The sequence below is a fragment of the Barnesiella viscericola DSM 18177 genome, from assembly GCF_000512915.1.
GTDB classification, from domain to species: domain Bacteria; phylum Bacteroidota; class Bacteroidia; order Bacteroidales; family Barnesiellaceae; genus Barnesiella; species Barnesiella viscericola.
The window spans coordinates 2,869,650-2,896,297 of sequence record NZ_CP007034.1 but is presented as its reverse complement, the minus strand read 5'-3'; the positions used below and the strand labels follow the sequence as shown (position 1 = coordinate 2,896,297).

General features: G+C 46.1%; 17 protein-coding genes and 3 pseudogenes. 15 read left to right on the top strand and 5 right to left on the bottom strand.

Going from position 1 to position 26,648, the window contains the following annotated elements; all coding sequences use genetic code 11:
* Positions 1-217: 217 nt before the first annotated feature.
* The 7 genes from tet(Q) (at position 218) to BARVI_RS12070 (ending at position 12,025) form a co-directional block, all read left to right on the top strand.
* On the top strand, positions 218-2,143 hold the full coding sequence (tet(Q), locus tag BARVI_RS12100) for a tetracycline resistance ribosomal protection protein Tet(Q) (RefSeq protein ID WP_004291466.1): 1,926 nt from the start codon (positions 218-220) through the stop codon (positions 2,141-2,143).
* Positions 2,143-4,461 carry a hybrid sensor histidine kinase/response regulator gene (locus BARVI_RS12095; protein WP_004291467.1) on the top strand — a complete coding sequence of 773 codons (2,319 nt, stop codon included), beginning with the start codon at positions 2,143-2,145 and terminating at the stop codon, positions 4,459-4,461. The genes tet(Q) and BARVI_RS12095 overlap by 1 nt, the downstream gene beginning before the upstream one ends.
* A complete protein-coding gene (locus BARVI_RS12090) occupies positions 4,454-5,776 on the top strand; it encodes a sigma-54-dependent transcriptional regulator (RefSeq protein ID WP_004291471.1) in 1,323 nt (440 codons plus the stop codon). The genes BARVI_RS12095 and BARVI_RS12090 overlap by 8 nt, the downstream gene beginning before the upstream one ends.
* 279 nt (positions 5,777-6,055) lie before the next feature.
* A complete protein-coding gene (locus BARVI_RS12085) occupies positions 6,056-6,478 on the top strand; it encodes a dihydrofolate reductase family protein (RefSeq protein WP_004291474.1) in 423 nt (140 codons plus the stop codon).
* 238 nt (positions 6,479-6,716) lie between these two features.
* The gene (locus BARVI_RS12080; protein ID WP_004304269.1) at positions 6,717-7,322 is read left to right on the top strand and encodes an RteC domain-containing protein; all 606 of its coding nucleotides are present in this window, start codon (positions 6,717-6,719) and stop codon (positions 7,320-7,322) included.
* Between the two features lie 301 nt (positions 7,323-7,623).
* Positions 7,624-8,754: an ATP-binding protein gene (locus BARVI_RS12075; protein WP_004291480.1), complete on the top strand. Its 1,131-nt coding sequence runs from the start codon at positions 7,624-7,626 to the stop codon at positions 8,752-8,754.
* Between the two features lie 16 nt (positions 8,755-8,770).
* Positions 8,771-12,025 (top strand): P-loop NTPase fold protein, encoded by a 3,255-nt coding sequence (locus BARVI_RS12070; RefSeq protein ID WP_004291481.1) that lies wholly within the window; start codon positions 8,771-8,773, stop codon positions 12,023-12,025.
* 131 nt (positions 12,026-12,156) lie between these two features.
* Here BARVI_RS12070 and mobC read toward each other — a convergent pair whose 3' ends face one another.
* The 5 genes and pseudogenes from mobC to mobA form a co-directional block, all read right to left on the bottom strand.
* Positions 12,157-14,175, bottom strand: coding sequence for a conjugal transfer protein MobC (gene mobC, locus BARVI_RS12065; RefSeq protein ID WP_004291482.1), 2,019 nt, complete (start codon positions 14,173-14,175; stop codon positions 12,157-12,159).
* Between the two features lie 30 nt (positions 14,176-14,205).
* A pseudogene (locus BARVI_RS12060) lies at positions 14,206-15,126 on the bottom strand (relaxase/mobilization nuclease domain-containing protein); the annotation flags it as partial.
* 113 nt (positions 15,127-15,239) lie between these two features.
* On the bottom strand, positions 15,240-17,045 hold the full coding sequence (locus BARVI_RS12055; RefSeq protein ID WP_025279455.1) for a reverse transcriptase/maturase family protein: 1,806 nt from the start codon (positions 17,043-17,045) through the stop codon (positions 15,240-15,242).
* A 638-nt stretch (positions 17,046-17,683) separates the two neighbouring features.
* Positions 17,684-18,007: pseudogene (locus tag BARVI_RS12045) on the bottom strand (relaxase/mobilization nuclease domain-containing protein); the annotation flags it as partial.
* Positions 17,986-18,414, bottom strand: a complete 429-nt coding sequence (gene mobA, locus BARVI_RS12040; protein ID WP_004291488.1) for a conjugal transfer protein MobA — start codon at positions 18,412-18,414, stop codon at positions 17,986-17,988. The gene mobA and the pseudogene BARVI_RS12045, both read right to left, overlap by 22 nt.
* Before the next feature lie 421 nt (positions 18,415-18,835).
* Here mobA and BARVI_RS12035 point away from each other — a divergent pair, with 421 nt between their 5' ends.
* The 8 genes and pseudogenes from BARVI_RS12035 to ltrA all read left to right on the top strand — a co-directional run bounded on the left by BARVI_RS12035 (position 18,836) and on the right by ltrA (position 26,599).
* The gene (locus BARVI_RS12035) at positions 18,836-19,885 is read left to right on the top strand and encodes a ParA family protein (RefSeq protein WP_004291492.1); all 1,050 of its coding nucleotides are present in this window, start codon (positions 18,836-18,838) and stop codon (positions 19,883-19,885) included.
* A 2-nt stretch (positions 19,886-19,887) separates the two neighbouring features.
* Positions 19,888-20,328, top strand: coding sequence for a DUF3408 domain-containing protein (locus BARVI_RS12030; protein WP_004291503.1), 441 nt, complete (start codon positions 19,888-19,890; stop codon positions 20,326-20,328).
* A gap of 2 nt (positions 20,329-20,330) precedes the next feature.
* Complete coding sequence (locus tag BARVI_RS12025) at positions 20,331-20,684, top strand: DUF3408 domain-containing protein (protein WP_004291505.1); 354 nt, start codon at positions 20,331-20,333, stop codon at positions 20,682-20,684.
* A gap of 16 nt (positions 20,685-20,700) precedes the next feature.
* Positions 20,701-21,429, top strand: coding sequence for a hypothetical protein (locus BARVI_RS12020; RefSeq protein WP_004304280.1), 729 nt, complete (start codon positions 20,701-20,703; stop codon positions 21,427-21,429).
* A gap of 201 nt (positions 21,430-21,630) precedes the next feature.
* The gene (locus BARVI_RS12015) at positions 21,631-21,948 is read left to right on the top strand and encodes a DUF4134 domain-containing protein (RefSeq protein WP_002560983.1); all 318 of its coding nucleotides are present in this window, start codon (positions 21,631-21,633) and stop codon (positions 21,946-21,948) included.
* Between the two features lie 10 nt (positions 21,949-21,958).
* Entirely contained in the window at positions 21,959-22,291 is a 333-nt protein-coding gene (locus BARVI_RS12010) for a DUF4133 domain-containing protein (RefSeq protein WP_004291514.1), read from the top strand.
* Positions 22,288-24,315 (top strand): annotated as a pseudogene (locus BARVI_RS12005) (TraG family conjugative transposon ATPase); the annotation flags it as partial. The gene BARVI_RS12010 and the pseudogene BARVI_RS12005, both read left to right, overlap by 4 nt.
* Positions 24,316-24,943: 628 nt before the next feature.
* Complete coding sequence (gene ltrA, locus BARVI_RS12000; RefSeq protein ID WP_025279452.1) at positions 24,944-26,599, top strand: group II intron reverse transcriptase/maturase; 1,656 nt, start codon at positions 24,944-24,946, stop codon at positions 26,597-26,599.
* Positions 26,600-26,648 lie beyond the last annotated feature (49 nt).

The following is a 26,648-nucleotide window of genomic DNA, read 5'->3' as shown; positions in this document are numbered from 1 at the left end:
TACGCTTCCCTAATAAAATGTCTATGGTAAAAAGTTAAAAAATCCTCCCACTTTTGTTAGATATATTTTTTTGTGTAATTTTGTAATCGTTATGCGGCAGTAATAATATACATATTAATACGAGTTAGTAATCCTGTAGTTCTCATATGCTACGAGGAGGTATTAAAAGGTGCGTTTCGACAATGCATCTACTGTAGTATATTATTGCTTAATCCAAATGAATATTATAAATTTAGGAATTCTTGCTCACATTGATGCAGGAAAAACTTCCGTAACCGAGAATCTGCTGTTTGCCAGTGGAGCAACGGAAAAGTGCGGCCGTGTGGATAATGGTGACACCATAACGGACTCTATGGATATAGAGAAACGTAGAGGAATTACTGTCCGGGCTTCTACGACATCTATTATCTGGAATGGAGTGAAATGCAATATCATTGACACTCCGGGACACATGGATTTTATTGCGGAAGTGGAGCGGACATTCAAAATGCTTGATGGAGCAGTCCTCATCTTATCCGCAAAGGAAGGCATACAAGCGCAGACAAAGTTGCTGTTCAGTACTTTACAAAAGCTGCAAATCCCGACAATTATATTTATCAATAAGATTGACCGTGCCGGTGTGAATTTGGAGCGTTTGTATATGGATATAAAAACAAATCTGTCGCAAGATGTCCTGTTTATGCAAACTGTTGTCGATGGATCGGTTTATCCGGTTTGCTCCCAAACATATATAAAGGAAGAATACAAAGAATTTGTATGCAACCATGACGACGATATATTAGAACGATATTTGGCGGATAGCGAAATTTCACCGGCTGATTATTGGAATACGATAATCGCTCTTGTGGCAAAAGCCAAAGTCTATCCGGTGCTACATGGATCAGCAATGTTCAATATCGGTATCAATGAGTTGTTGGACGCCATTTCTTCTTTTATACTTCCTCCGGCATCGGTCTCAAACAGACTTTCAGCTTATCTCTATAAGATAGAGCATGACCCCAAAGGGCATAAAAGAAGTTTTCTTAAAATAATTGACGGAAGTCTGAGACTTCGAGACGTTGTAAGAATCAACGATTCGGAAAAATTCATCAAGATTAAAAATCTAAAGACTATTTATCAGGGCAGAGAGATAAATGTTGATGAAGTGGGTGCCAATGATATCGCGATTGTAGAAGATATAGAAGATTTTCGAATCGGAGATTATTTAGGTGCTAAACCTTGTTTGATTCAAGGATTATCTCATCAGCATCCCGCTCTCAAATCCTCCGTCCGGCCAAATAAGCCCGAAGAGAGAAGCAAGGTGATATCCGCTCTGAATACATTGTGGATTGAAGACCCGTCTTTGTCCTTTTCCATAAACTCATATAGTGATGAATTGGAAATCTCGTTATATGGTTTGACCCAAAAGGAAATCATACAGACATTGCTGGAAGAACGATTTTCCGTAAAGGTCCATTTTGATGAGATCAAGACTATCTACAAAGAACGACCTATAAAAAAGGTCAATAAGATTATTCAGATCGAAGTACCACCCAACCCTTACTGGGCCACAATAGGGCTGACTCTTGAACCCTTACCGTTAGGGGCAGGGTTGCAAATCGAAAGTGACATCTCCTATGGTTATCTGAACCATTCTTTTCAAAATGCCGTTTTTGAAGGGATTCGTATGTCTTGCCAATCTGGTTTACATGGATGGGAAGTGACAGATCTGAAAGTAACTTTTACTCAAGCCGAGTATTATAGCCCGGTAAGTACACCTGCTGATTTCAGACAGCTGACCCCTTATGTCTTCAGGCTGGCTTTGCAACAGTCAGGTGTGGACATTCTCGAACCGATGCTCTGTTTTGAGTTGCAGATACCCCAAGTAGCGAGTTCCAAAGCTATTACAGATTTGCAAAAACTGATGTCTGAGATTGAAGACATCAGTTGTAATAATGAGTGGTGTCATATTAAAGGGAAAGTTCCATTAAATACAAGTAAAGACTATGCCTCAGAAGTAAGTTCGTACACTAAGGGCTTAGGCATTTTTATGGTTAAGCCATGTGGGTATCAAATAACAAAAGACGGTTATTCTGATAATATCCGCATGAACGAAAAAGATAAACTTTTATTCATGTTCCAAAAATCAATGTCATTAAAATAATGGAGCGGTCAGGAAATTTCTATAAGGCAATACGGTTGGGATATATACTTATCTCCATTCTTATCGGATGTATGGCATATAATAGCCTCTATGAATGGCAGGAGATAGAAGCATTAGAACTTGGCAATAAAAAAATAGACGAGCTCCGAAAAGAAATAAACAATATCAATATTCAAATGATAAAATTTTCTCTATTGGGTGAAACAATACTGGAATGGAACGATAAAGATATCGAGCATTACCATGCACGGCGTATGGCAATGGACAGTATGCTCTGCCGTTTCAAGGCCACCTATCCAGCAGAGCGCATCGATAGTGTGCGCAGTCTTTTAGAGGATAAGGAACGACAGATGTTCCAGATAGTCCGGTTAATGGATGAACAACAATCTATTAACAAGAAGATAGCCAATCAAATTCCGGTTATTGTACAGAAAAGTGTGCAGGAACAGTCCAAAAAGCCAAAACGAAAAGGTTTCTTAGGCATATTCGGCAAAAAAAAGGAAGTAACTCCAGCAGTATCAACCACTATCCTTCATTCGGTCAATAGAAACGTAATCAGCGAACAGAAAGTGCAGGATCGCCAATTGTCGGAACAAGCCGACAGCCTTGCAGCTCGTAATGCAGAACTTAACAGACAACTGCAAGAATTGATTTGCCAAATAGAAGAAAAGGTACAAACCGAACTGCAAAGCCGGGAAAACGAAATAGTTGCCATGCGTGAAAAGTCATTTATGCAAGTAGGCGGTTTAATGGGATTCGTTCTTCTATTGTTGTTAATTTCCTACATCATCATACATCGTGATGCAAAAAGCATTAAACAATACAAGCACAAGACAACTGATTTGATAAGGCAACTGGAACAATCCGTACAACGGAACGAGGCACTGATAACGTCAAGGAAGAAGGCGGTACATACTATCACCCATGAACTGCGCACACCGCTGACAGCAATAACAGGCTATGCCGGACTGATACGGAAAGAACAGTGTGAGGATAAGTCCGGGCAGTATATCCAAAACATACTGCAATCCTCCGACCGTATGCGGGATATGCTTAACACTTTGCTTGACTTCTTCCGCCTGGACAACGGCAAGGAACAGCCCCGTCTGTCACCCTGCCGGATTTCAGCAATCACGCACACACTTGAAACGGAGTTCATGCCTGTTGCCGTGAACAAAGGGCTGTCCTTGTCCGTGAAGACTGGACACGATGCCATTGTATTGACCGACAAAGAGCGAATAATACAAATCGGGAATAACCTGCTGTCAAACGCTGTCAAGTTCACAGAAGAAGGCGGTGTTTCTTTGATTACTGAATATGATAATGGAGTTCTGACACTGGTCGTTGAAGATACAGGTACAGGCATGACAGAAGAGGAACAGAAACAAGCGTTCGGTGCGTTTGAACGTCTATCAAATGCCGCCGCAAAGGAGGGTTTCGGGCTTGGGCTTGCCATAATGCGTAATATTGTGTCGATGCTTGGCGGAACAATCCGTTTAGACAGCAAGAAAGGGAAAGGCAGTCGTTTCACAGTTGAAATTTCTATGCAGGAAGCTGAAGAACAGCTTGGATATACAAGCAATACACCTGTTTATCATAACAATAAATTCCATGATGTTGTCGCCATTGACAATGATGAGGTATTACTTCTGATGCTGAAAGAGATGTATTCCCAAGAAGGAATACACTGCGACACTTGCACCGATGCTGCGGCACTGATGGAAATGATACGCCAGAAAGAATACAGCCTGTTGCTGACAGACTTGAATATGCCCGATATAAACGGTTTCGAATTGCTGGAACTGTTGCGTTCGTCCAACGTGGGCAATTCACCAACAATCCCGGTGGTTGTGGCAACCGCTTCGGGCAGTTGTAACAAAGGGGAACTATTGGCAAAAGGCTTTGCCGGATGCCTGTTCAAACCGTTCTCCATATCGGAACTGATGGAGGTTTCCGACAGGTGTGCCATAAAAGCGACACCGGACGGGAAACCGGACTTTTCCGCCTTATTGTCCTATGGCAATGAAGCCGTCATGCTGGAAAAGTTGATAACTGAAACAGAAAAGGAAATGCAGGCGGTACGGGATGCAGCAAAAGAAAAAGACCTGCAAAAGCTGGATTCCCTGATCCACCACCTGCGCAGTTCGTGGGAGGTGCTCCGTGCCGACCAACCGCTGAATGTACTTTACGGATTGCTTCGTGGCGATGCTCTCCCGGATGGTGAAGCGTTAAGCCATGCCGTGACTGCCGTGCTGGATAAGGGAGTGGAAATAATACGGTTGGCAGAAGAGGAAAGGAGAAAATACGAAGATGAATAAGACAAAAATAATTGTGGTGGAAGACAACATCGTGTATTGCGAATATGTCTGCAATATGCTGTCACGGGAGGGCTACCGCAATATGAAGGCTTACCACCTCTCAACCGCGAAGAAACATCTGCAACAGGCAACAGATAATGATATCGTGGTTGCCGACCTGCGTCTGCCTGACGGCAGTGGCATAGACCTTTTGTGCTGGATGCGAAAGGAGGGAAAGATGCAGCCCTTCATCATTATGACCGACTACGCCGAAGTTAATACCGCCGTGGAAAGCATGAAACTCGGCTCGATAGACTATATTCCCAAACAGCTTGTGGAGGATAAACTTGTCCCCCTGATCCGTTCCATACTGAAAGAACGTCAGGCAGGACAACGCCGTATGCCTATATTCGCCCGTGAAGGTTCCGCCTTTCAGAAAATCATGCACCGCATAAGGCTGGTAGCCGCCACCGATATGAGCGTGATGATATTTGGTGAGAACGGCACGGGCAAGGAGCATATTGCCCACCTGTTGCATGACAAGAGCAAACGTGCAGGCAAGCCATTTGTGGCGGTGGACTGCGGTTCACTCTCCAAAGAGCTTGCACCGTCGGCTTTCTTCGGACACGTCAAAGGTGCATTTACAGGTGCGGACAATGCCAAGAAAGGATATTTCCATGAGGCGGAAGGCGGCACGTTGTTTCTGGACGAGGTAGGAAACCTCGCGTTGGAAACCCAACAGATGTTGCTCCGTGCCATACAGGAGAGGCGGTATCGCCCGGTCGGAGACAAGGCAGACCGGAATTTCAATGTCCGCATCATCGCTGCTACCAATGAAGATTTGGAGGTATCGGTGAATGAAAAGCGTTTTCGGCAGGATCTTCTGTACCGCCTGCACGACTTCGGGATAACCGTTCCTCCGTTGCGTGACTGTCAAGAAGACATTATGCCGCTGGCAGAGTTCTTCCGTGATATGGCAAACAGAGAGCTGGAGTGTAGCGTGAGCGGGTTCAGTTCCGAAGCACGTAAAGCGTTGCTGACACACGCATGGCCGGGCAACGTGCGGGAACTTCGGCAGAAAGTTATGGGTGCTGTATTGCAGGCGCAGGAAGGTGTTGTCATGAAAGAGCATCTGGAACTTGCCGTGACGAAACCGACCTCTACTGTCAGCTTCGCCTTGCGCAATGACGCGGAGGATAAGGAGCGGATATTGCGTGCGTTGAAACAGGCAAACGGCAACCGGAGTGTCGCCGCAGAACTGCTCGGCATAGGCAGGACAACACTATACAGCAAACTTGAAGAGTATGGACTTAAATATAAATTCAAGCAATCATAGCCCGTAATTCACTGAATTTGGCTATCTTTGCATAACATTTGAGAAAAACGGCGATTGGCAGGAGCTTTTCGCCGCCAACATATAGGATAAGACCGCAAGGCGTTTCAAGCGAAAATCTGGTAAATTGGAACTACGGAGACGATTGCGTGATGCTTATGCTATGCTTACGCATAGCGTGCATTCACGTACTCTCCGTAAAGGCTTTACCAGAGCCATCGCTTGAAGGTAGTGTGAATTGCACGCTACTTTTTTACCCTTGCCTAACGAAAGGAAACGATTATGGGTAAAGTTCAGATTCTCGCCGTACTGACGATGGACGGATGTCTTTCTTCAGAGTTATATGATAAAGCACATCAGGATTTGTGCCTTGACCGTTGCGGTCTTGATGAAATCAGGAAGAAAGCCTTTTACCGTGTGACACCGGACTATTCCATTTCAATGCTGCACGAATGGAGAAAAGACTGCACAAACATCCGTTACCTCGCGGAAGCCACACCGGACACGGCAGACTATATAAACGGACTGCTGCGGATGCACGCTGTGGATGAAATCATACTATACACCGTTCCTTTCATATCCGGAAGCGGACGACATTTTTTTAAGTCGGCTCTGCCAGAGCAACACTGGACGCTTTCCTCTTTGAAAAGCTATCCCAACGGTGTATGTCGCATTATCTATATCCTTGATAAAAAAGCAAGATAGCCAAAATGTGCGGCAAGCATACATTTCTATTTTCAGGAATAGAATAAATGTTCCGATTACAAACAATTTAAGTCGGAGATAATTTGTCCTTGTGAAAAAATACTGAATTTTATACCTCTGAAATCCAGCACTTTGTAAAATTGAGTGTTGGATTTTTTATTTTCTGCCGCGTTTTTTGCCAATTATATTCATGTGCGCACGCAGAAAACAAAGTGTAATTTTCAAAATTGACAGAACCATGAATTATTTCTTGCTGGCGGAAACCGACTTTTTCCGCCTGATAAACGAAGCCGGCGACTGCAATATGGAAACGGCATACACGGCTTTCGCCACCCAAGTGATCGAACTGTGCAACGGCGGCATGGACATGAACCTTACCGTCATCGCGCTTGCCTACATCGAAATCGAGTTGCAGCACCATCCCGTACGTAATCTGTCAGAAGAAAAAAGAGAGATTGCCGCCTACGTCAGCAAGGCTCTGTCTTTCGTAAGAAAGATGCAGAAATTCCTTGCCACGCCCCAAGTGCCACCACTAATATCCGCCAACAACGCAACAGAAACCACCGCCAGCCTTCTTCAATGGACGGGCAATGCCATCGACCTCGTGGAACTTATCTACGGCATAGACGTGATGGGCTGCATCAACAACGGCAATATGCCGCTCAAACAGCTCGCCCCACTTCTCTATAAGATATTCGGGGTTGATTCTAAAGACTGCTACCGCTTCTACACTGATATCAAACGCCGGAAGAACGAAAGCCGCACCTATTTCATTGACAGGATGCAGGAAAAACTGAACGAGAGAATGTTGCGTGATGAGGAGTTGGAGCGGATGAGAAAATAAAAAAATATCCATTACATATGAGAAGACAGGAATACTCGTATCCTGTCTTTTTATTTTCATTTAATTATATATTAATTAGCACAATATATGTGAGTTTTTCATTCCTATAAGGACAAATTTCAGAAACGTATGTCTGGTAAATTATTGAGTCATCATAGTATGAACATATATCATTACTAAAAACAATGAAACAACTTCCATAAGATTGTGGTTGTAAAAATCGCCATTTAATAGCCCGTTTTTTTTGTAAAATTCGCCAATTAAAAAAATATGATTATCTTTGCATTATATTTTATAAGGTATGGAAACAGTAAATAGAATACTTCAAGAGAAGATTACAGCACGAATCGCGCCCAATAAAGCAGTACTGATTTTTGGTGCTCGCCGTGTTGGTAAAACGGTAATGATGCGTAAAATTGTGGACAACTATTCAGGTAGGACGATGATGCTCAACGGCGAAGACTACGACACATTAGCACTATTGGAGAATCGCTCAATAGCCAATTATCGGCATTTATTGGATGGTATTGATTTGCTGGCTATTGATGAGGCACAGAACATACCACAAATCGGTAGTATTCTGAAGTTGATAGTTGATGAAATACCGGGTATAAGTGTCTTGGCAAGTGGTTCTTCGTCATTCGATTTGCTGAATAAGACTGGTGAACCGTTGGTCGGCCGCAGTACGCAATTTCTCCTTACACCATTCTCGCAACGGGAAATCGCACAGACGGAAACGGCACTTGAAACCCGCCAGAACCTCGAAGCGCGCTTGATTTACGGTTCCTATCCCGAAGTAGTAATGATGGAGAACTATGAACGTAAAACAGACTACCTACGTGATATTGTCGGTGCATACCTGCTTAAAGATATCTTAGCAATTGACGGCTTAAAAAATTCGAGCAAGATGCGCGATCTACTGCGATTGATAGCTTTTCAGTTGGGCAGCGAAGTTTCTTACGAAGAGTTAGGTAAACAACTCGGCATGAGCAAGACGACCGTTGAAAAATACCTCGACCTATTGGAAAAGGTCTTCGTTATCTATCGTCTGGGGGCTTATTCGCGTAACCTACGCAAGGAGGTTACAAAAGCTGGCAAGTGGTACTTCTACGACAACGGCATTCGCAATGCCATTATCGGGGCTTTCTCACCGCTGGCCATTCGGCAGGATGTCGGTGCGCTGTGGGAGAACTACATCATCGGAGAGCGGCGCAAAGCGAACTTCAATGAGGGACTGCACAGGGAGTTCTATTTCTGGCGCACCTACGACAAACAGGAAATCGACCTGATTGAGGAGAGTGCCGACAGTCTTACCGCCTTGGAGTTCAAGTGGGGAAATAAAATGCCGGCCGCACCGAAAGCCTTCCAAGAAGCCTATCCCTATGCCGAGTTTCATGTGGTAAATCGGGAGAATTATTTGGAGTTCGTATAATCAATAAATTACGTATATGGAAACAAAACTACAATCCAAACAGCAATATCCGCGGTTTATCCAAAATAAACCGTGTGGTATTGACAAATTCGATGGAGGTTCGCAAGAAAGGTTGGCAAAAACTATTGCTCGCCATTTTTGTCAGAATGATTCATTGGATGAGGAATGTACTTTACCTCGAATTATCGGCATCGAAGGTATTTGGGGATCTGGAAAATCCAACGTGGTTAAAATGTTGGAACGTGAATTATCAGACGACTATTACTTTTTTGAGTATGACGCATGGGGACATCAAGAGGACTTGCAACGCCGCTCTATATTGGAATTGCTTACAAGCAAACTTATTGATGATGGTATCCTATCTGGAAATGCAACAATAAAAGTCAAAGGTGGAGGTACGAAAACCGTATCATGGTCTGAAAAGCTGAAATATTTATTAGCCCGTAAAACGGAGACCGTAACCGAAAAATATCCCCTTATCAGTAATGGTATGGTTGCGGCATTTTTGGTTGCAGTTTTAACTCCGATATTTACATTTATTGCGTATGCAGTAAAACCTACACCCACAACATGGTGGTTTTCTTTATTGTCTATTATCATAGCTGCACTGCCAGTTCTTATTGCATTGTGCGTTTGGAAATGGGCATATAGCAAAGATCATAAATATGGATGGAGTTATATGTTAGCTATTTATCAAGATAAAGTCGAAAAGGACGTTTGCTATGAGACTTTGAGCGAAGACGAACCAACGGTTTACGAGTTCAAAACATGGATGCAAGACATTTCTGATTTTATCAAGGAAAAAGGACAACGTAAATTAGTCCTTGTTTTTGACAACATGGATCGTCTCCCCGCTGAAAAAGTAAAAGAATTATGGTCTTCTATCCATACGTTCTTCGCCGATAGCGGTTTTGAAAATGTTTGGGCTGTTATTCCTTTCGATGAAACACATTTAGCTTGTGCATTCGGAGATGAGACCGACGAACAAACGAAACAACTGACCAAGTATTTTATCAATAAAACTTTCCCTATTGTTTATCGTGTTGCTCCTCCTGTTATTACCGACTATCGAAGTATATTCAACAAACTGTTTGTTGAAGCATTTGGAGAAACAGAAAATGAAGCGAAAGAAACTATAAATCGGATATTCAGATTGGTAAATCCTAATGCCAATGTTAGGGAAATTATATCATATATCAATGAGATGGTCGCTCTTAAACAAGAGTGGTGTAACGAAATTTTGATGATAAACATAGCATTGTTCTGTTTGAAGAAGACGGATATTCTGGCAAATCCAGTAGAACAAATATTGTCCGGCGACTATCTGAATGGCATTCAAACAATAATTAACAATGATCTGCAAACACAACGCGAAATTGCAGCTTTGGTATATGGTGTCGATGTTGAAGATGCTCGACAAATTCCATTGAAAAAATATATTGAAGGCTGCATCAACGGAGAAGAAGACCACGACATAAATCAATATGCAGAGACTAATAAACAATTTGACACTGTATTAGAAGAAGTTATACAATGTATGGACAATGCGCTTATCGATAAGATTATACATTGTTTGCATAAATTAACTCGAAAGAGCGATGTTATTCTGCGTGTATGGCAAAGAATAGCACAATTGAAATTAAAAGAATCCATAGAGAAGCAGGTGTTCCCTGTCGAATACCAAGAACTGCTGTTGCATTTAGACACGGAAAGCCAAAACCATGTGATTGCTCAATTATATAAGAAGATAGTTCGGTTCAATGACTTCAATGGCGGCGACTATTTCAAAACGTTAGATGCAATAGACAGGTTTATTGCGCAAAATAAGTTGGCGTGCGATTTTACGTCATTGATTGAAGCAAAAACAGTCAAGCCAAATACATTTATCGATTATATTCAAGCTGCAAATGCAACAGATGCTGCCTATCGGGATAACGCGACAACTAAAGCATATAAATATTATCAAGTAGCAACAAATTCGGAGGCGCTCGATAATTATTTGGCAAACTTACTACCCGATAATTTCGACCATGCAGATATTGTAAAAACGTTAAAAGATAATTCTACCTATACGTTTCCAACGCTTTTGCAAGCGATCACGAATTGCATTGATGAACAGAATGTAAATAAAGATAATATAGGGGCTATATTTACAACCTATCGTTTATTGGCATCTGACGAAGAAAGACCTTTACCTGTAACGTTAGATTCAACCTACATAAATCAGTTGCATTCTGAATTAGAAACTGATGGCCGAAACATTAAAGAGTCTGGATATTACGATTTAGTCGCCATGCAATTGGCACATGGTCATTCCGTTTCCTTAATAGAGGGTGGAGATATAAAATATGTTGCAGAACTCATGGACTATTATGTGGATCATGGAGACTTATTAGTAAATAGTGTGGGATGGAATATACCGCTATTAAATGAAACACTACAATACATGGTAAATCATAAACTTGGCTATAAATTATTGCTCTCAGACATATTGCCCCAATTTGAAGATATTAAGAACAGAATAGGTGTAACGGATGAGGTATTTATCGAGCATTTAGCAGAGTGGAATACCGATTTGGATAAGTATATCACTAAGAACAATATTAAAGATGTAATTCCTGACGCATCTTTTTACGATTTGACCACTAAAATAAGCAATGTCCTGACCGATCATATCAATAAAATAGCGTTCGAAGCGTTGTCTGAAATAAGTGTTGATACATTATACGCCCAAAGAACAGCACATACATCATATTATTGGTTTGTCGCAATAAAACATTTACTGGCTAAAATCAAATCCTTGCCAGATAACTTGACTGAATTTGGCAAAAAGATTCTGATGGATATTGCTTCTGGAACTCAAAGTTTGAATCCTTTCCCTAATTGTTTCAAGAATATAGTTGAAAGATTGGATAAACGAAAAATTAAATCGACAGTTACCGATATAAGAAATGATTTCTGCATCGGTAAAAAGACTATCAATGCAATAAAGTTTCAATTTTTCGAAACATGGCTTAGATCGCATGGTAATTTGAAAAGTCAAGCTGGAGACGTTATTGATAAAATAGTGAAACCTGTAATTTCCGATGGGGCATGCCGTTCATTGATTCTGCAAAACAAAGATTTTTATATGGATTTAATAAATACAGCAGGGGATGATGCTTATGAATTGAAAAAGAGTCTCCGAAACCTCATACAAAAAGATTCAGATCCGCAATTGGTTAAATTTGTCAATTCGATAGATTCAGTACCTGAGGTTGAAACCGCGTAAGTATTTGTCTAACAAGTCCGAATTTTACGATTTTACCCGTCAGAACTGAAGTGCCCCCCAAAAAAATTGTATCCAACTTTTGGGGGTCACTTCAAACTTCGATAGGGATAATTTTCAATTTTGGGGACTTGTTAGACAGTCTCATTATCTGGTAGCAGTTTACACAGCACCGGATCGTTTTTGATACGCTCCAGTTCCTCCTGCACAATCTGCTTCACCTCTTCCTTGATGCGCCGGTAGTTCGCCTGCACCGTTTCCTTCATGCGGTCGTTGCCGTCCTCGTCCGTGAAGTTTGTAATGACGGGAATTTTCTTGTAGGCACTTTCTTCCCGTTTCACCTTTTCGGCATCCACCACAATCTCGCAATGAAAAATCTTCTGCTCGATACGCTCGTTGAAGTTGTCGGATACAGAACCGACAAACATTCCCTGCGTAAGCCCGGAAATCTTACTCGGTGGAATGAGCGCGTCCATCTGCGTGTTGATGGAGGTGGAAACATCCTGCCGGTTGATGGAGATGGACTGCCGTTTCTGCAACACCTTACCGAACCGCTCGGAGAGCGTCTTGGCTGTTTCCCCCACCACCTGACCGGAGAAAATATTGCCGACAGTGTTCATCACCACTTTCGCCTCTTTGTCCCCGTAGTCACGCACTAACTGGCTGAAATCCTGAAAGCCCAGACACACGGCAACCTTGTTGCTTCGGGCGGTAGCTATAAGATTGTCCAACCCTTTGAAGTATATTGTGGGCAACTCGTCGATGATGACCGATGACTTCAGCATCCCCTTCTTGTTGATGAGCTTCACGATACGGGAATTATACAGACCGAGTGCCGCACCGTAGATATTCTGACGGTCGGGATTGTTACCCACGCAGAGGATTTTCGGCTCTTCGGGATTGTTGATGTCCAGCGTAAACTCGCTGTCTGACATCACCCAGTAGAGCTGCGGTGAAATCATCCTCGAAAGCGGGATTTTTGCCGACGCTATCTGACCCATGAGCTGCTCCGCAGCCCCTCCAAGCCACGCATCCATGAACGGCGAAAGGTAGTTCTCCAGCTCCGGATAAGAGGTCAGTATCGGAAATATATCCTCGTAACGGCGGTTCAGAAACTCGATAGCATGGGGAAACGTGCAAAACTTCCCGTTCTGATAGATTTTGAGATACCAGATAATACTGGCAAACAGAATGATAGGTGACTCCACGAAGAAGTCGCCCTGCTTTTGCACCCACGTTTTATTGAGGTTGAGCATTATTGTGTAGGCACTCTCATAGGCATCCGTAATATCTTCCATAAAATCCGGGTGAATGGGATTGCACCGATGAGAGCGTCGCGGGTCGTCGAAGTTGATCACATAGAACTTCGGCTTTACCTTGTAGCCGTCCGGGTGGTTCAGCAAATGGTTGTAGGCAATAGTAGATAGGTCGGGATACTTGAAATCGTAGATGTATTGACTAAAGCCCTTTTCAATCTGTTGCTTGATAAAATTGTTTACCACGGCATAGGACTTGCCGCTGCCCGGCGTACCCAACACGATGGACGCACGGAAGGGATTAACTACATTGATCCAACCGTTGTTCCAGCGTTTCCTGTAATAGAAACGTGTCGGCAGATTGACCGAATACTCGCTTTCGATAAGCCTCGTTTCCTGCATGAAACTCTCGTTCTCGTTGTTGAAAACATCCTCCATCAAATTGTGTTTCAACAGGCGGCTCATCCACAGACCACCCATCAACAGGCAGACATAGCCCGTTCCAATGGTAAGGACATACAGTCCCGTCACCGCTTCAAGCGGCAGCGGCAGGGGCAGCAACCACCAGTTCAGGAAAAACAGCACGAACCCGACGGCAAATGCTGTCCAGATTCTCCCCCAAGTGATTTTCTCACCCTTGACACCCTTCGTACCCAGACAGGACAAGGCAAGCAAAAGGACGGAAAACAGCTTCGTGTAGAGAATGGAATGGAACAGCCCCGCCGTGCGGTCGAAGTTCAGAAGGATTTTGTCCACCACGCCGATGTTCACGCCCCACAGCCGGATGGCTTCGTAGCAGAACCAGTACACGTTCATGACCACTAAAATGATACTCACGGCACGCAGAAAATCCATGATTTTCGCCAATGCCCTCAAATCGTCTTCTTGTTGTGACATACATTGATTTTTTAATTGTTGATACTCTGATTACATACCCAAGCCCTTGCGTTTTTTCTTCTTTTTGCGCTTCATCGCCCGGATGAAAGCCTCTTCCTCGGCATCTACCGCCGGACCTTCGGGAGTGAGCAAGCCCATACCGCCCGATATATCTTCACTGTCGTAGGCGGTCTGCCCGTGTGCCTTGTCCGCAGCATCCACAGGGATGGATAGCGGTATCGGCGGTTGTCCGGCGTATGGCAGGGTGAAGTGTTCCTGCAAGGCATTCGCCGAAAGCTCCTTACCCATGCGCGAACCGTTCAGCACGCATCCCGTGCGGTGGTCGATGAAGGTAGCCCCATAGATGCGCCCTTCCTCTGTGTAGCGCAGTACGGTGTCGATGCCCTTCTCTTTGAGTTGGGATACAAATTTGTCCTTGTCATAAGTGCCTTGCAGCACGGAAAGGACGGTGCGTTTCGTCATGTCTGCCAGTTTCCTATCCTTGATTTCCGATTTGGAACGGACAAACTTCTTCTGTACGGCTTCATAGCCTGCGGACTTCCCGAAAAGCGAGGATTTGAACGGGTTGCCCACCTTGTTACCCTTGTCGTCCGTGACGGAATAGACCAGCCCGTGATACTCCCGTCCGCGCACGTTGCCCCTCGCTTCCTCCACCGTCATATTATATAAGGAAAGGAGCGCACGGTATTCGCCCATCGTCTGGAAACGGTACTGCCCATTCAGAGCCTTCACGGTGTTGCCTACCTGCTTCTTCACATCACCTGCCGATGCGGCCACCTTGCGCAACGGATTATCCAATCTCTGATTTTTACGTTCTGCCGGATGCAATCCGTACTTCTGTTCCAGTTCCCTGCGGATACGGTCGCTGCGGCGGTAGAGAAAATCCCGGTTGAGCCTTTTCCCGTTCTCGTCCACGTTGACCGTCACGATGTGCAGGTGGTGGCGGTCGATGTGTAGGCTCGACACAGGGCGCCATACCATATTCCTATGGCTGGTTTCCCCATGTCTGCCCCCGAACCATACGTACATGTTCCCATGTATATGGCTCTCCGTTAGCAAGCACTCTATTGCTCTGCCTCTTTGATTTTTGCAAAACATTCTTCGCATACAGCAATGGTTTTACGATTCATAAGTAGCATCTGTTTTCCCCACGGTGTATTCTTATTGGCGGATTTGAGTGTTCTGATATGGTGCATAACCAAAGGACCTTTTCCTCCACACACTTCACATACATTATTTCTCAAGCGTTCTGCGAGAGAGCGTTTGGGATAATGGGTGAATAGAATGTTATCGCAGGTTTCATGGAATCCTACTGTTTTGCGTTTAAAGCCATCATGATAAAGGATTCTTTGCTTCTCGTTCCCTTTAGAGTCTTTATAGGGAATAGAGAACACTTTGTCCTTAGTGTATTTCCTTATTATCTTTCGGAGCGAACTGTTGTACTTTCGCGCCAAAGTCTTATAAAGGCTATACTTCATGATGTAACCAAAGTCTGCGCATGTTGCCGAGACATTATTGGCTATGCAGTAGTAATTATAGAATCCTCTGATTTCAAGGTTGTATTTGGCTACCATTTTGTCGGCATCCATTCCTGTCAGTGCCGTTCTTATCTTAGGTCTCCAAATAACTTTACCATCCTTTTGTGTAAAACGAATAGTTCCAAGATTTTGAAGTTTTTCTTTAACCGTTTCGGATGATAAATTCAGCATTACCTTTCCTTTGAAGTCTCTCTTCAGCGCACCTTTTCGGTTACGCTTGCGTACATTCAATGAGCGGACGGTAATATGAAATCCGAGGAATTTAGCCTCTTCCTGTGCATGGGTAATCAATGTCTTTTCGGTTGAAAGTTCAAGTTTTAGGCGTTCACGCATGAATGCGGCAATGTCCGCTTTAATTCTTTCACTTTCTGATTTTGAGCCAATTACCCCTACAAGGAAGTCGTCAGCATACCTAATGTATTTGAGACGACGAAAATTCTCATCCATTTCGTCACTGCATGGCATCGCTAACTTTTCTTCCTGCATTCTCTTTAATTTGTCCAGCAATTGGGATTTTACGGATTTGTCCGTTTCTTCCCTCCATTTTTTGCGCAGACTTACAGTCCTGGCGTTCAGACTATTGTACTCCTTTCTCGTTCTCCGTTTTTCTCCCTTGTCAAAAGCCTGTGCATACTCTTTCATATACTTATCGAACTGGTCAAGGTATATGTTTGCCAGTATAGGACTGACAATGCCACCTTGCGGAGTTCCTGAATAAGTACGATTGTATTTCCAATTTTCAACATAACCTGCCTTTAGGAATTTCCATATAAGACGCAGAAAACGTTCATCTGCAATTCGCTTACGCAAGACTTCTATGAGTGTCTGATGGTCTATGTTGTCGAAAAATCCTTTAATGTCTCCTTCGATAAACCATTTTACGCCCGTAAATGTCAGTTGTATGCTTGTCAGTGCTGTATGACAACTTCTGCGTGGTCGGAAGCCGTGTGATGAATCCTCAAAGTGACCTTCATAGATTGCTTCAAGAATCATTCTTACGGCTTCCTGTACTAACTTATCCTCGAAAGAGGGGATGCCCAAAGGACGTTTCTTCCCGTTCTTTTTGGGTATATATACCCTCCTTGCAGGTTTGGGGTGATAGCTCTCATTTTTGAGACTGTCAATCAGTTTACCTATCCGTTGGAGTGTTGTGCCGTCTATGGTTTTTCCGTCCGTTCCTGCGGTCATGTTTCCCGGTTTGGACTTCATTTTCTCATAGGCAAGCATAAACAGTTCTTCATTGAACAGGATACGGTAGATACGCTCATACTTGTAGTCCTTGTCCTTACTGTGTGAGCATAGAGTGTTCAATATGACTTCTGGATTTCTCATACGTCTCTCACGTTATCCTTTAGTCATATTGAAGATACCAACTGTGTCCCTTTGCCATGTACAAGGCTTTCCCTTGCTCAGACTACTATGGACACTCCGTTGCCTTGTCGAATATTCAGAGCCGTTGCTCATAGCCGTGTTACGGCATTTCGATTTAGGCAATCTCCGTTTAGCACACATGATAACTATTGGCGCAACAGACTGTCGGATGCGACTTTCATCCTTATCTCCGCTTATTGCGGTTATGCCATGACAAGTTCCTGCCATGCCCATACGAAGAACTGGGCTTGGTGTCATGGTATGGCGTAAATAGCTGTCTTCCGCCATAGTCACAAGTTCGACCATTGGATTATCGTTCAACCAATCAGGCTTCATCCTCATGTCTGTCTTTTTCCCTTGCAATTCAGTAGCAGCATGACAGTTAGCTGACTTATCGCTTTTCCGAAGTGCTATGTTCCCCCTAAAGATTTCTCCGCAGGGTAAGTCGGATGGGAATAGGTTGTATAACATACTCGTTTTTTTATGTCTATAAATCCGCTTTTGCGTCTTTATAGGGGTTAAACTTATTGTGTTATTCGGAACACTAACCTAATCTCTTGCCAAAGAGATATTTATCATGCGACCTTTACGGACGCACCCTCGTGCTTGAATACAAGATAAGGCTGGTTTCCGAAACCGAGTTTTTCCAGATACTCGCGGGCGATATTCTGCAACTCAATATCGGTCAGCACATCCTCCGGGTGCGGGTTGAGAGAGATATGCACCACCGGCTTCTCGATCTTCATCTGCGGTGGCAGGAAGGTGAGAAAACCCTCCATCGCCTTGCCTATGTCCACCGTTCCCGAACCGTCATTGTAGATGCGGTTGGTGGTGAGAAGCCGCCCCTGCGCCTCGTTAATCTTCTCCCCGTTGTAGGCAATCGCGCCGTACAACGAACTTCCTACACTGATTTTTGCGACCATTTTGCCTCCATTTCCCTTGAAAGTTCCACAATCCGGCGGCTCAGTTTCACGAGTTCGACGGTGTGTTGCTCTAATTTGTAGAGCAACGCCATCGCCTTTTTCTCTGAAAAATGCAGCCTCAGTTCCTTCACGACTTGGTTGTAATTCGTACCCACGGCACGGAATTGTGCATGAAAATCCGACAGTTTGGTGTAATAGTCCACCAACGTCTTGTCCACCTTCAGCACCTTGAACGGTTGCCCGAAGAAGTGCGCTTTGAGGAAAACAGACCGTGCATAGACACCCGATTTTCCGAACATGGCGAGGAAACGGTTGTGTTCCTCCTCGTTGAAACGGACGGTGTACCGGTACACCGCCGGATCAAGTTTGGGATTTCTCCCTGATTTGCTTTTCCTTTTCTCTTTCATATTACTTTGGATTTAGCGGATTGACGGCATAAGCCGCCGCTTCGGATTACAGCACCGCAGTTCTGAAAGGCTTCCCGACTTCGGAGGGAAAGCCCGCCCCCTGCAAGGGCAAGTGCTTTTCGTGGCTGCTCAAAATATTTTGAGCGGCTGAAAAGACATCTTGCTATGTTCAGGTGAACATAAAAATCCGTCAGGGGACGGATTGGGAAAATACCTTTCAGGACTCCGGGCCGCGCGTCATCGGCGAACCCTGCTGTCCGGGTGCAAAGTTACGCCCTTAAAGCGGTATCGGACAGATGCTTGACCCGGTCAATGACTGCCAACCGGCGCAACGTGCCGCCACTTGCCGGAGAAGTGATACAGGTTCCAAAATATACTTGTTTATTTGCAGCATGATTCAAGAAACGAACGATTTGAAGATATGATAAACGGAACATTCAAATACCCGGAAATCCGCTTCTTCGGATACTTGCCGAAACGGATACCCGAACCGTCGGAAACCCGGTTCTCCGACAATTCGGTGACGTATGGATTCAATGACTTCATGACGCAATGTCGTCAATCACCATTTGTCCGACGCACCGCTTCACCACAGAACCGGATACGCGACGACCCGCCTGCGTGTGTAGTCACGGAAGCGGATGGTGCGACAGCCAAATCCGTATGGAAACAGAAAAACAAATCATCAACAATTAAAATAAATGGAACTATGAGTAAGGAAATCTTCGTTGCATTCGCAACACAGAAAGGTGGCATCGGCAAATCCACTGTCACGGCACTTGCCGCCAGCTACCTGCACAACGTGAAAGGCTACAATGTCGCCGTCGTGGACTGCGACGACCCGCAGCACAGCATCCACGGGCTGCGCGAACACGAAATGGGGCTTATCGACAGCAGCACCTACTTCAAGGCTCTCGCTTGCGACCATTTCCGCCGGATCAAAAAGAACGCCTACACCATCGTCAAAAGCAATGCGGTGAACGCCCTCGACGATGCCGAGAGGATGATTGCCACTGAGGACGTGAAACCCGACGTGGTGTTCTTCGACATGCCCGGCACACTCCGAAGCAACGGCGTGATAAAGACGCTCTCGCAGATGGACTACATTTTCACTCCGCTGAGTGCCGACCGCTTTGTCGTGGAGAGTACCCTGAAATTCGTCACGATGTTCCGCGACAGGCTGATGACTACCGGACAGGCGAAAACAAAGGGGCTGCATCTGTTCTGGACGATGGTGGACGGCAGGGAGAGGAACGACTTGTACGGCATCTACGAGGAAGTGATAGCCGAAATGGGCTTTCCGGTACTTTCCACCCGCTTGCCCGACAGCAAGAAGTTCCGCCGTGACCTTTCGGAAGAGCGCAAGAGCGTTTTCCGCTCCACCATCTTCCCGATGGACACGGCACTGCTGAAAGGGAGTGGCATCCGGGAGTTTTCCGAAGAGATAAGCGACATCATCAGACCGCAGTGAGCATGGGCAGCAGGAAAGTGAACACGGAAGGCATCGACGAGGAACTGCTGTTAGCCTCCATCGGGCGGCGCACACAGGACGGGACACTGCGCCCCGCACAGGAAGTACCCGCAGCTGCACCGACCGAAGAGGACACCGCCGCACCGGAACCATCTCCTGTGCAACCCGTAACACGGGAAAAAGCGCAGAGGGAAAGTGGACGCCGGAAAAGGCAGGACGAGGACTACAACGAGCTATTCCTGCGCCGCAACGAGATAAAGACCCGCCAATGTGTCTATATCAGCCGTGACGTCCACGGCAAGATCCTCAGAATCGTGAACGACATCGCCGGAGGGGAAATCTCAGTAGGCGGATATGTGGATACCGTGCTGCGCCAGCATCTGGAACAGCACAAGGAGAGAATCAACGAACTGTACAAGAAACAACGTGAAGATCTGATTTGAAAATGGAAAAAGAAATGACACCGAATGAAAAAAGACCACAGCAAGACTGCGGAGGTATGTTTACCCAAGTGCAGGCGAGTGTGGAAATACTGTCGCCTGTCCCGGTAAGCGGCAAATGCAGTGAGAAGGACTATGAACGCCTGTTCATCCGCGACCCGGAAGTAAAGGCACGTGAGGGGAAGATGGCGTATGTGCGCCCGGAGTACCACGAGCGTATCATGCGTATCACCCGTGTAATCGGGCATGACCGGCTTACGCTGTCCGCTTACATCGACCATGTGCTGACGCACCACTTCAACCAGTGCGAAGATGCGATAAAGAGCCTTTATGCCCGAAATTACAATTCAGTATTCTAACCAAAAACGGAAGGATATGAATTACACAATCAGCATGACAGACATTCTGCTGGCGGTATCGGTCGGCTGCAACCTCTGGTTCCTGTTCCTGCTCCTTTACGAGCGCATCATGGACACGCGGATTGTCCGCTTCTTCAAGGGCATTGTCGGATTATGGCGGTCACTGGACGGGAATGAGGCTAAACGCATAGCGGCACACGAGGAAGTCCCTGCGGAAAAGGCGGACATCATCGGCAAGAGCCGTTTCAGGATGGCATCCACCCGGACAACCGCTGCCATACCGACGCAAGAAGCCGCCACTATTGAAAAAGGCATTGAGCTGTCGGAGGAAGAGGCTACTTTTGACGACGGAAAAACGGGAAACGCATCCCGCCCGGCACAAGTCCCGGAGGAAAAACTCGATGAGACCTTCACGAGCATACCGCCGGAGGAACTGGGATACGGGGACGACGAACCGGAAGAGGACGCCTCGGACACGCCACGGGCTTCGGGCAGCAGCTTTGACGAGATTGACGACGCCTGCAAGACCGCCAAAAACCCGGACGCGACACAGGCGGAACGTGAAAAGGCGGCTAAGGTGTTCACCGACATGGAGGGCACGGAGTTGTACGAGAAAATGATGGAAGGCTCTTCGGAGATAGGCATCCGCATCAAGGGGCTTATCGAGATTCGGCTGAAGAAATCTGAAAAGGAGTTCGTCGTGCCGGACAACATCGAGGAGTTCGACATTCGCAACTATGTATGACAACAATAAAAGAAATGAACATGAAAGAATGACATCAACCCACGCGGCGAGGAAACGCAAGGCGCATCCCCATCCGCAACGGACACGCCCACGTCCGTGGAAACAAACGGGCATCCACTAAAACCAAAGTAAAGAAACAAAGTATCAACCGCCCGACAAAGGACCATCCACCCTTTTGACGGCAAAAAACAAGAACAGTTTATGAACAAGAACATCTTGAAAAACAGAAAAGCAATCCTCTCCGCGGCACTTGTCATCGCCGCAACCGCCTCCGCTTTCGCGCAGGGAAACGGCATCGCGGGCATCAACGAAGCCACCTCTATGGTGAGTTCTTATTTCGACCCCGGAACTAAACTGATATACGCCATCGGTGCAGTCGTCGGGCTTATCGGGGGCGTAAAAGTGTACGGCAAGTTTTCATCGGGCGACCCCGACACCAGCAAGACAGCCGCCTCGTGGTTCGGCGCGTGCATCTTCCTGATTGTTGCCGCCACCATCCTGCGCTCATTCTTCCTTTAATAAATAATGTATGGCTGAATACCCAATCAACAAGGGTATCGGCCGTCCGGTAGAGTTCAAGGGCTTGAAGGCACAGTACCTCTTCATCTTCTGCGGAGGTCTGCTGGCTCTCTTCGTCCTGTTCGTCATCCTCTACATGGTCGGTATCGACCAGTGGATATGTATCGGCTTCGGCGCGGCATCGTCCTCCCTCCTTGTATGGCAGACCTTCGCGCTGAACGCCCGGTACGGTGAACACGGGCTGATGAAATTAGGAGCGGCACGGAGCCATCCCCGATACCTTATCAACCGGCGGCGGATAACCCGTCTGTTCAAACGACAACGAAAGGAAGAAAGACAATGAGGAATACATCGAAAATGACAACACTGGAAAACAGGTTCCCACTTTTAGCGGTGGAGCATGGCTGCATCATCTCAAAGGACGCCGACATCACGGTGGCTTTCGAGGTGGAACTACCGGAACTTTACACCGTGACGGGTGCGGAGTACGAGGCGATACACAGTTGCTGGTGCAAGGCTATCAAGGTGCTGCCGGACTACTCCGTCGTCCACAAACAGGACTGGTTCATCAAGGAACGCTACAAACCGGAGCTTCAGAAGGACGACATGAGCTTTTTAAGCCGCTCTTTCGAGCGTCACTTCAACGAGCGTCCGTACCTGAAACACACCTGCTACCTCTACCTGACCAAGACAACAAAGGAGCGTAACCGGATGCAGAGCAATTTCAGCACGCTGTGCCGGGGACATATCATCCCGAAGGAGCTGGACAGGGAAACCACGACCAAGTTCTTGGAAGCCTGCGAACAGTTCGAGCGCATCATGAACGACAGCGGGCTTGTCAGGCTGCGCCGCCTCTCCACCGATGAGATTGTGGGTACTGAGGGAAAGACGGGACTTATTGAACGCTACTTCTCGCTCATGCCGGAAGGTGACACCACCTTGCAGGACATCGAGCTTTCGGCAAGGGAGATGCGCATCGGCGACAACCGCCTGTGTCTGCACACCCTCTCCGACGCGGAAGACCTGCCGGGCAAGGTGGCTACCGACACCCGTTACGAGAAGCTCTCCACCGACCGGAGTGACTGCCGACTGTCATTCGCCTCCCCGGTGGGGCTTCTGCTCTCCTGCAACCATATCTACAACCAGTATGTGCTGATAGACAACAGTGAGGAAACCTTGCAGAAGTTCGAGAAGTCCGCCCGTAACATGCAGTCGCTATCTCGCTATTCAAGGAGCAACAGCATCAACCGCGAGTGGATAGACCAATACCTGAACGAAGCCCATTCCTACGGACTGACCTCGGTACGGGCACACTTCAACGTCATGGCGTGGAGCGACGATGCGGAGGAACTGAAGCATATCAAGAACGACGTGGGCAGCCAGTTGGCAAGCATGGAATGCGTGCCGCGCCACAACACCATCGACTGCCCGACACTCTACTGGGCGGCGATACCCGGCAATGCGGCGGACTTCCCGGCGGAAGAGAGTTTCCACACCTTCATCGAACAGGCGGTGTGCCTGTTCACAGAGGAAACCAACTACCGCAGCTCGCTCTCGCCCTTCGGCATCAAGATGGTGGACAGGCTCACGGGAAAACCGCTGCACCTTGACATCTCCGACCTGCCCATGAAGCGAGGTATCACGACCAACCGCAACAAGTTCGTGCTGGGTCCTTCGGGCAGCGGCAAGTCTTTCTTCATGAACCACCTCGTGCGCCAATATTATGAGCAAGGCGCACATGTGGTATTGGTGGACACGGGAAACTCCTATCAGGGCTTGTGCGGCATGATCCGACGCAAGACAGGCGGAGCGGACGGTGTGTATTTCACCTACACGGAAGATAAGCCCATCAGCTTCAACCCGTTCTACACCGACGATTACATCTTCGACGTGGAGAAGAAGGACAGCATCAAGACCCTGTTGCTGACGCTCTGGAAGTCGGAGGACGACAAGGTGACAAAGACGGAGAGCGGCGAGCTGGGCAGTGCCGTGAGTGCCTATATTGAGCGCATCCAATCCGACCGTAGCATCGTGCCGTCGTTCAACACCTTCTACGAGTATATGCGTGACGACTACCGCAAGGAACTGGCACAGCGTGACATCAAGGTGGAGAAGTCCGACTTCAACATCGACAACATGCTCACCACCATGCGGCAGTATTACCGGGGCGGGCGTTACGATTTCCTGCTCAACTCCACGGAGAACATCGACCTGCTCGGCAAGCGGTTCATCGTCTTCGAGATAGATTCGATTAAAGAAAACCGCGAACTGTTCCCCGTCGTGACCATCATCATCATGGAAGCCTTCATCAACAAGATGCGGCGGCTGAAAGGCGTGCGGAAACAGCTTATCGTGGAAGAGGCTTGGCTGTGACATGTAAGTCTTGTATATGATTGTTCAACTTTCATTCCACGAGTTGGAAATAGAACGATTGAACCTGTTGTTCCGTCAACAGTAGCCTATGGGAACGTGCGGTATTAAGCAATGAACCCGTGCGGTAACAGAACCAACAATGAAGCCCTTCCGAAAGGAGAAGTCTGAACCGTGAGGGGATGACAACTGCCGTTAGTATCGAACGACAGGGGAGCTAGGCTGAATGGTATGAATAACGTAATGTGAACCGTTGATAAACGTCGTAACTTCGAATGAGCTGCTAATGATACTGGGCTCTAACCCAAAAGGGATGCAGTCGGATAACCTTCTCCATGCTAAGGTTACACGGACATAACGACTGCCGGCGGATAGACGGATTCTAACCCATTCGTTTGTCATATACAAGAAACATGGTAAACCCGTACTTCTCCTGTTAACAGCAGGTAAGCAGACCGTAAGTGAAGCCGAATGGAGTGCGGGCAGAGGAATGCGGAGAAAGCGAATGCCGTTCTGTAATGGAACGGATAGAGGTTGAAACATCACCTCACACGAAAGTGGGCAGACTTCCGCATGGTGGATGTTTTACAAGAAACTTATAGAACTTATTAAAGGAGAAAAGCAAATGAACGAGATTAAAACATCGTGTGCATCTACTGACCGGAAATGGAGCACTTGGGAAAGCATAGACTGGAACAAGTGTGAGATAGCGGTTAATAAGCTACAAGCACGTATTGTAAAAGCTCAAAAGGCGGGCAAACACGGCAAGGTGAAATCTTTGCAATGGGTGCTAACGCATTCGTTTTACGCTAAAGCTTTAGCCGTAAAGCGTGTTACATCAAACAGTGGCAGTGACACCGCAGGCGTTGACAAGGTGAAATGGTCAACTCCCAATGCCAGATTCAAGGCTATCGGTGAACTGAAAAGAAGAGGCTACAAGCCCCAGCCGTTAAAAAGGGTCAATATCAAAAAGAGTAATGGGAAACTACGTCCTTTAGGTATCCCGACGATGAAAGACAGGGCTATGCAGGCATTATACCTGCTTGCGTTGGAACCTGTATCGGAAACAACTGCGGACAGTAATTCCTACGGTTTCCGTAAAGAGAGAAGTACTGGAGATGCAAGGGAACAATGTTTTTGTGTCCTTGCAAAGAAAACTTCTCCCGAATGGATTATGGAGGGTGACATCAAAGGTTGTTTCGACCACATCAGCCACGAATGGCTACTGAACAATATCCCTATGGATAAAGTGATGCTGCGGAAATGGCTCAAATGCGGTTTTGTCTTCAACAAGGAGCTATTCCCCACGGAAGAGGGTACCCCACAGGGCGGTATCATCTCACCAACTCTTGCGAATATGACACTGGACGGGCTGCAAACTATGCTTGCAGAGAAGTATCACAAGAAATTTGTAAACAGGAAAACGACCTACTATCCCAAAGTACATCTTGTACGCTATGCGGATGATTTTATCATCACGGGTAGAAGCAAGGAAGCTTTGGAAGAAATCAAACCGTTAGTAGTAGACTTTCTCAAGGAAAGGGGATTAACCCTGTCGGAAGAGAAAACAAAGATTACGCACATTGATGACGGATTTGATTTTCTTGGGTACAATATCCGAAAATACAAAGGAGTGCTTCTAATCAAACCGTCCAAAAAGAGCCTGAAGAAATTCATGCAGAAAATCCGGGGAATCATTGATTCCAATAAAGGAAGCAAACAGGAATCACTTATAAGGCTCTTGAATCCTGTGATAACAGGCTGGGTAAACTACTATAAGAATTGTGTGGCTTCTGACACATTCAGAAAAGCTGACTACCTGATATTTGAAAAGTTATGGCAATGGGCTAAGAGACGACACCCCAAGAAAGGCAAATACTGGATTGCCGACCGATACTTTACACGGGTAAAAAACCGCAACTGGTGCTTCGTGGCAAACTTCAAGAAAGGCAAGACTGATGACAGGATTGCACTGAAAAGGCTGTATGACACAAAGATTACCCGATATGTCAAGGTAAAAGGTGAAGCAAATCCCTTTGACCCCGAATGGACAGAGTATTTTGAAAAGCGTAAGACTTACAAGATGCTACAGTCGCTCAACGGTAGAAAATCATTGCTGTACATGTGGGAAAGACAGAACCATTTATGTCCCGTATGTGGTAAACCCATAGACAAGGAACATCCTTGGGGAACTTCCCAACAAATAGTCAATGGCAAGAAAGTAAATTTCCTGCTGCATGACAGCTGTAGAAGAAAAGTCATTCAAACTAATAAGATGTAACTATGAGCTGGTTTCTATTAAATAGAAATTTAACACTGCTTGAGCCGTA

Coding starts and splice junctions, on each gene's coding strand:
- BARVI_RS12055 (WP_025279455.1), bottom strand. CDS start 17,045: ATGAGAAATCCAGAAGTCATATTGAACACTCTATGCTCACACAGTAAG.
- BARVI_RS12015 (WP_002560983.1), top strand. CDS start 21,631: ATGAACAAGAACATCTTGAAAAACAGAAAAGCAATCCTCTCCGCGGCA.
- BARVI_RS12025 (WP_004291505.1), top strand. CDS start 20,331: ATGGAAAAAGAAATGACACCGAATGAAAAAAGACCACAGCAAGACTGC.
- BARVI_RS12020 (WP_004304280.1), top strand. CDS start 20,701: ATGAATTACACAATCAGCATGACAGACATTCTGCTGGCGGTATCGGTC.
- BARVI_RS12070 (WP_004291481.1), top strand. CDS start 8,771: ATGGAAACAAAACTACAATCCAAACAGCAATATCCGCGGTTTATCCAA.
- ltrA (WP_025279452.1), top strand. CDS start 24,944: ATGAACGAGATTAAAACATCGTGTGCATCTACTGACCGGAAATGGAGC.
- BARVI_RS12035 (WP_004291492.1), top strand. CDS start 18,836: ATGATAAACGGAACATTCAAATACCCGGAAATCCGCTTCTTCGGATAC.
- mobC (WP_004291482.1), bottom strand. CDS start 14,175: ATGTCACAACAAGAAGACGATTTGAGGGCATTGGCGAAAATCATGGAT.
- BARVI_RS12090 (WP_004291471.1), top strand. CDS start 4,454: ATGAATAAGACAAAAATAATTGTGGTGGAAGACAACATCGTGTATTGC.
- BARVI_RS12080 (WP_004304269.1), top strand. CDS start 6,717: ATGAATTATTTCTTGCTGGCGGAAACCGACTTTTTCCGCCTGATAAAC.
- BARVI_RS12010 (WP_004291514.1), top strand. CDS start 21,959: ATGGCTGAATACCCAATCAACAAGGGTATCGGCCGTCCGGTAGAGTTC.
- BARVI_RS12095 (WP_004291467.1), top strand. CDS start 2,143: ATGGAGCGGTCAGGAAATTTCTATAAGGCAATACGGTTGGGATATATA.
- BARVI_RS12085 (WP_004291474.1), top strand. CDS start 6,056: ATGGGTAAAGTTCAGATTCTCGCCGTACTGACGATGGACGGATGTCTT.
- mobA (WP_004291488.1), bottom strand. CDS start 18,414: ATGAAAGAGAAAAGGAAAAGCAAATCAGGGAGAAATCCCAAACTTGAT.
- BARVI_RS12030 (WP_004291503.1), top strand. CDS start 19,888: ATGGGCAGCAGGAAAGTGAACACGGAAGGCATCGACGAGGAACTGCTG.
- BARVI_RS12075 (WP_004291480.1), top strand. CDS start 7,624: ATGGAAACAGTAAATAGAATACTTCAAGAGAAGATTACAGCACGAATC.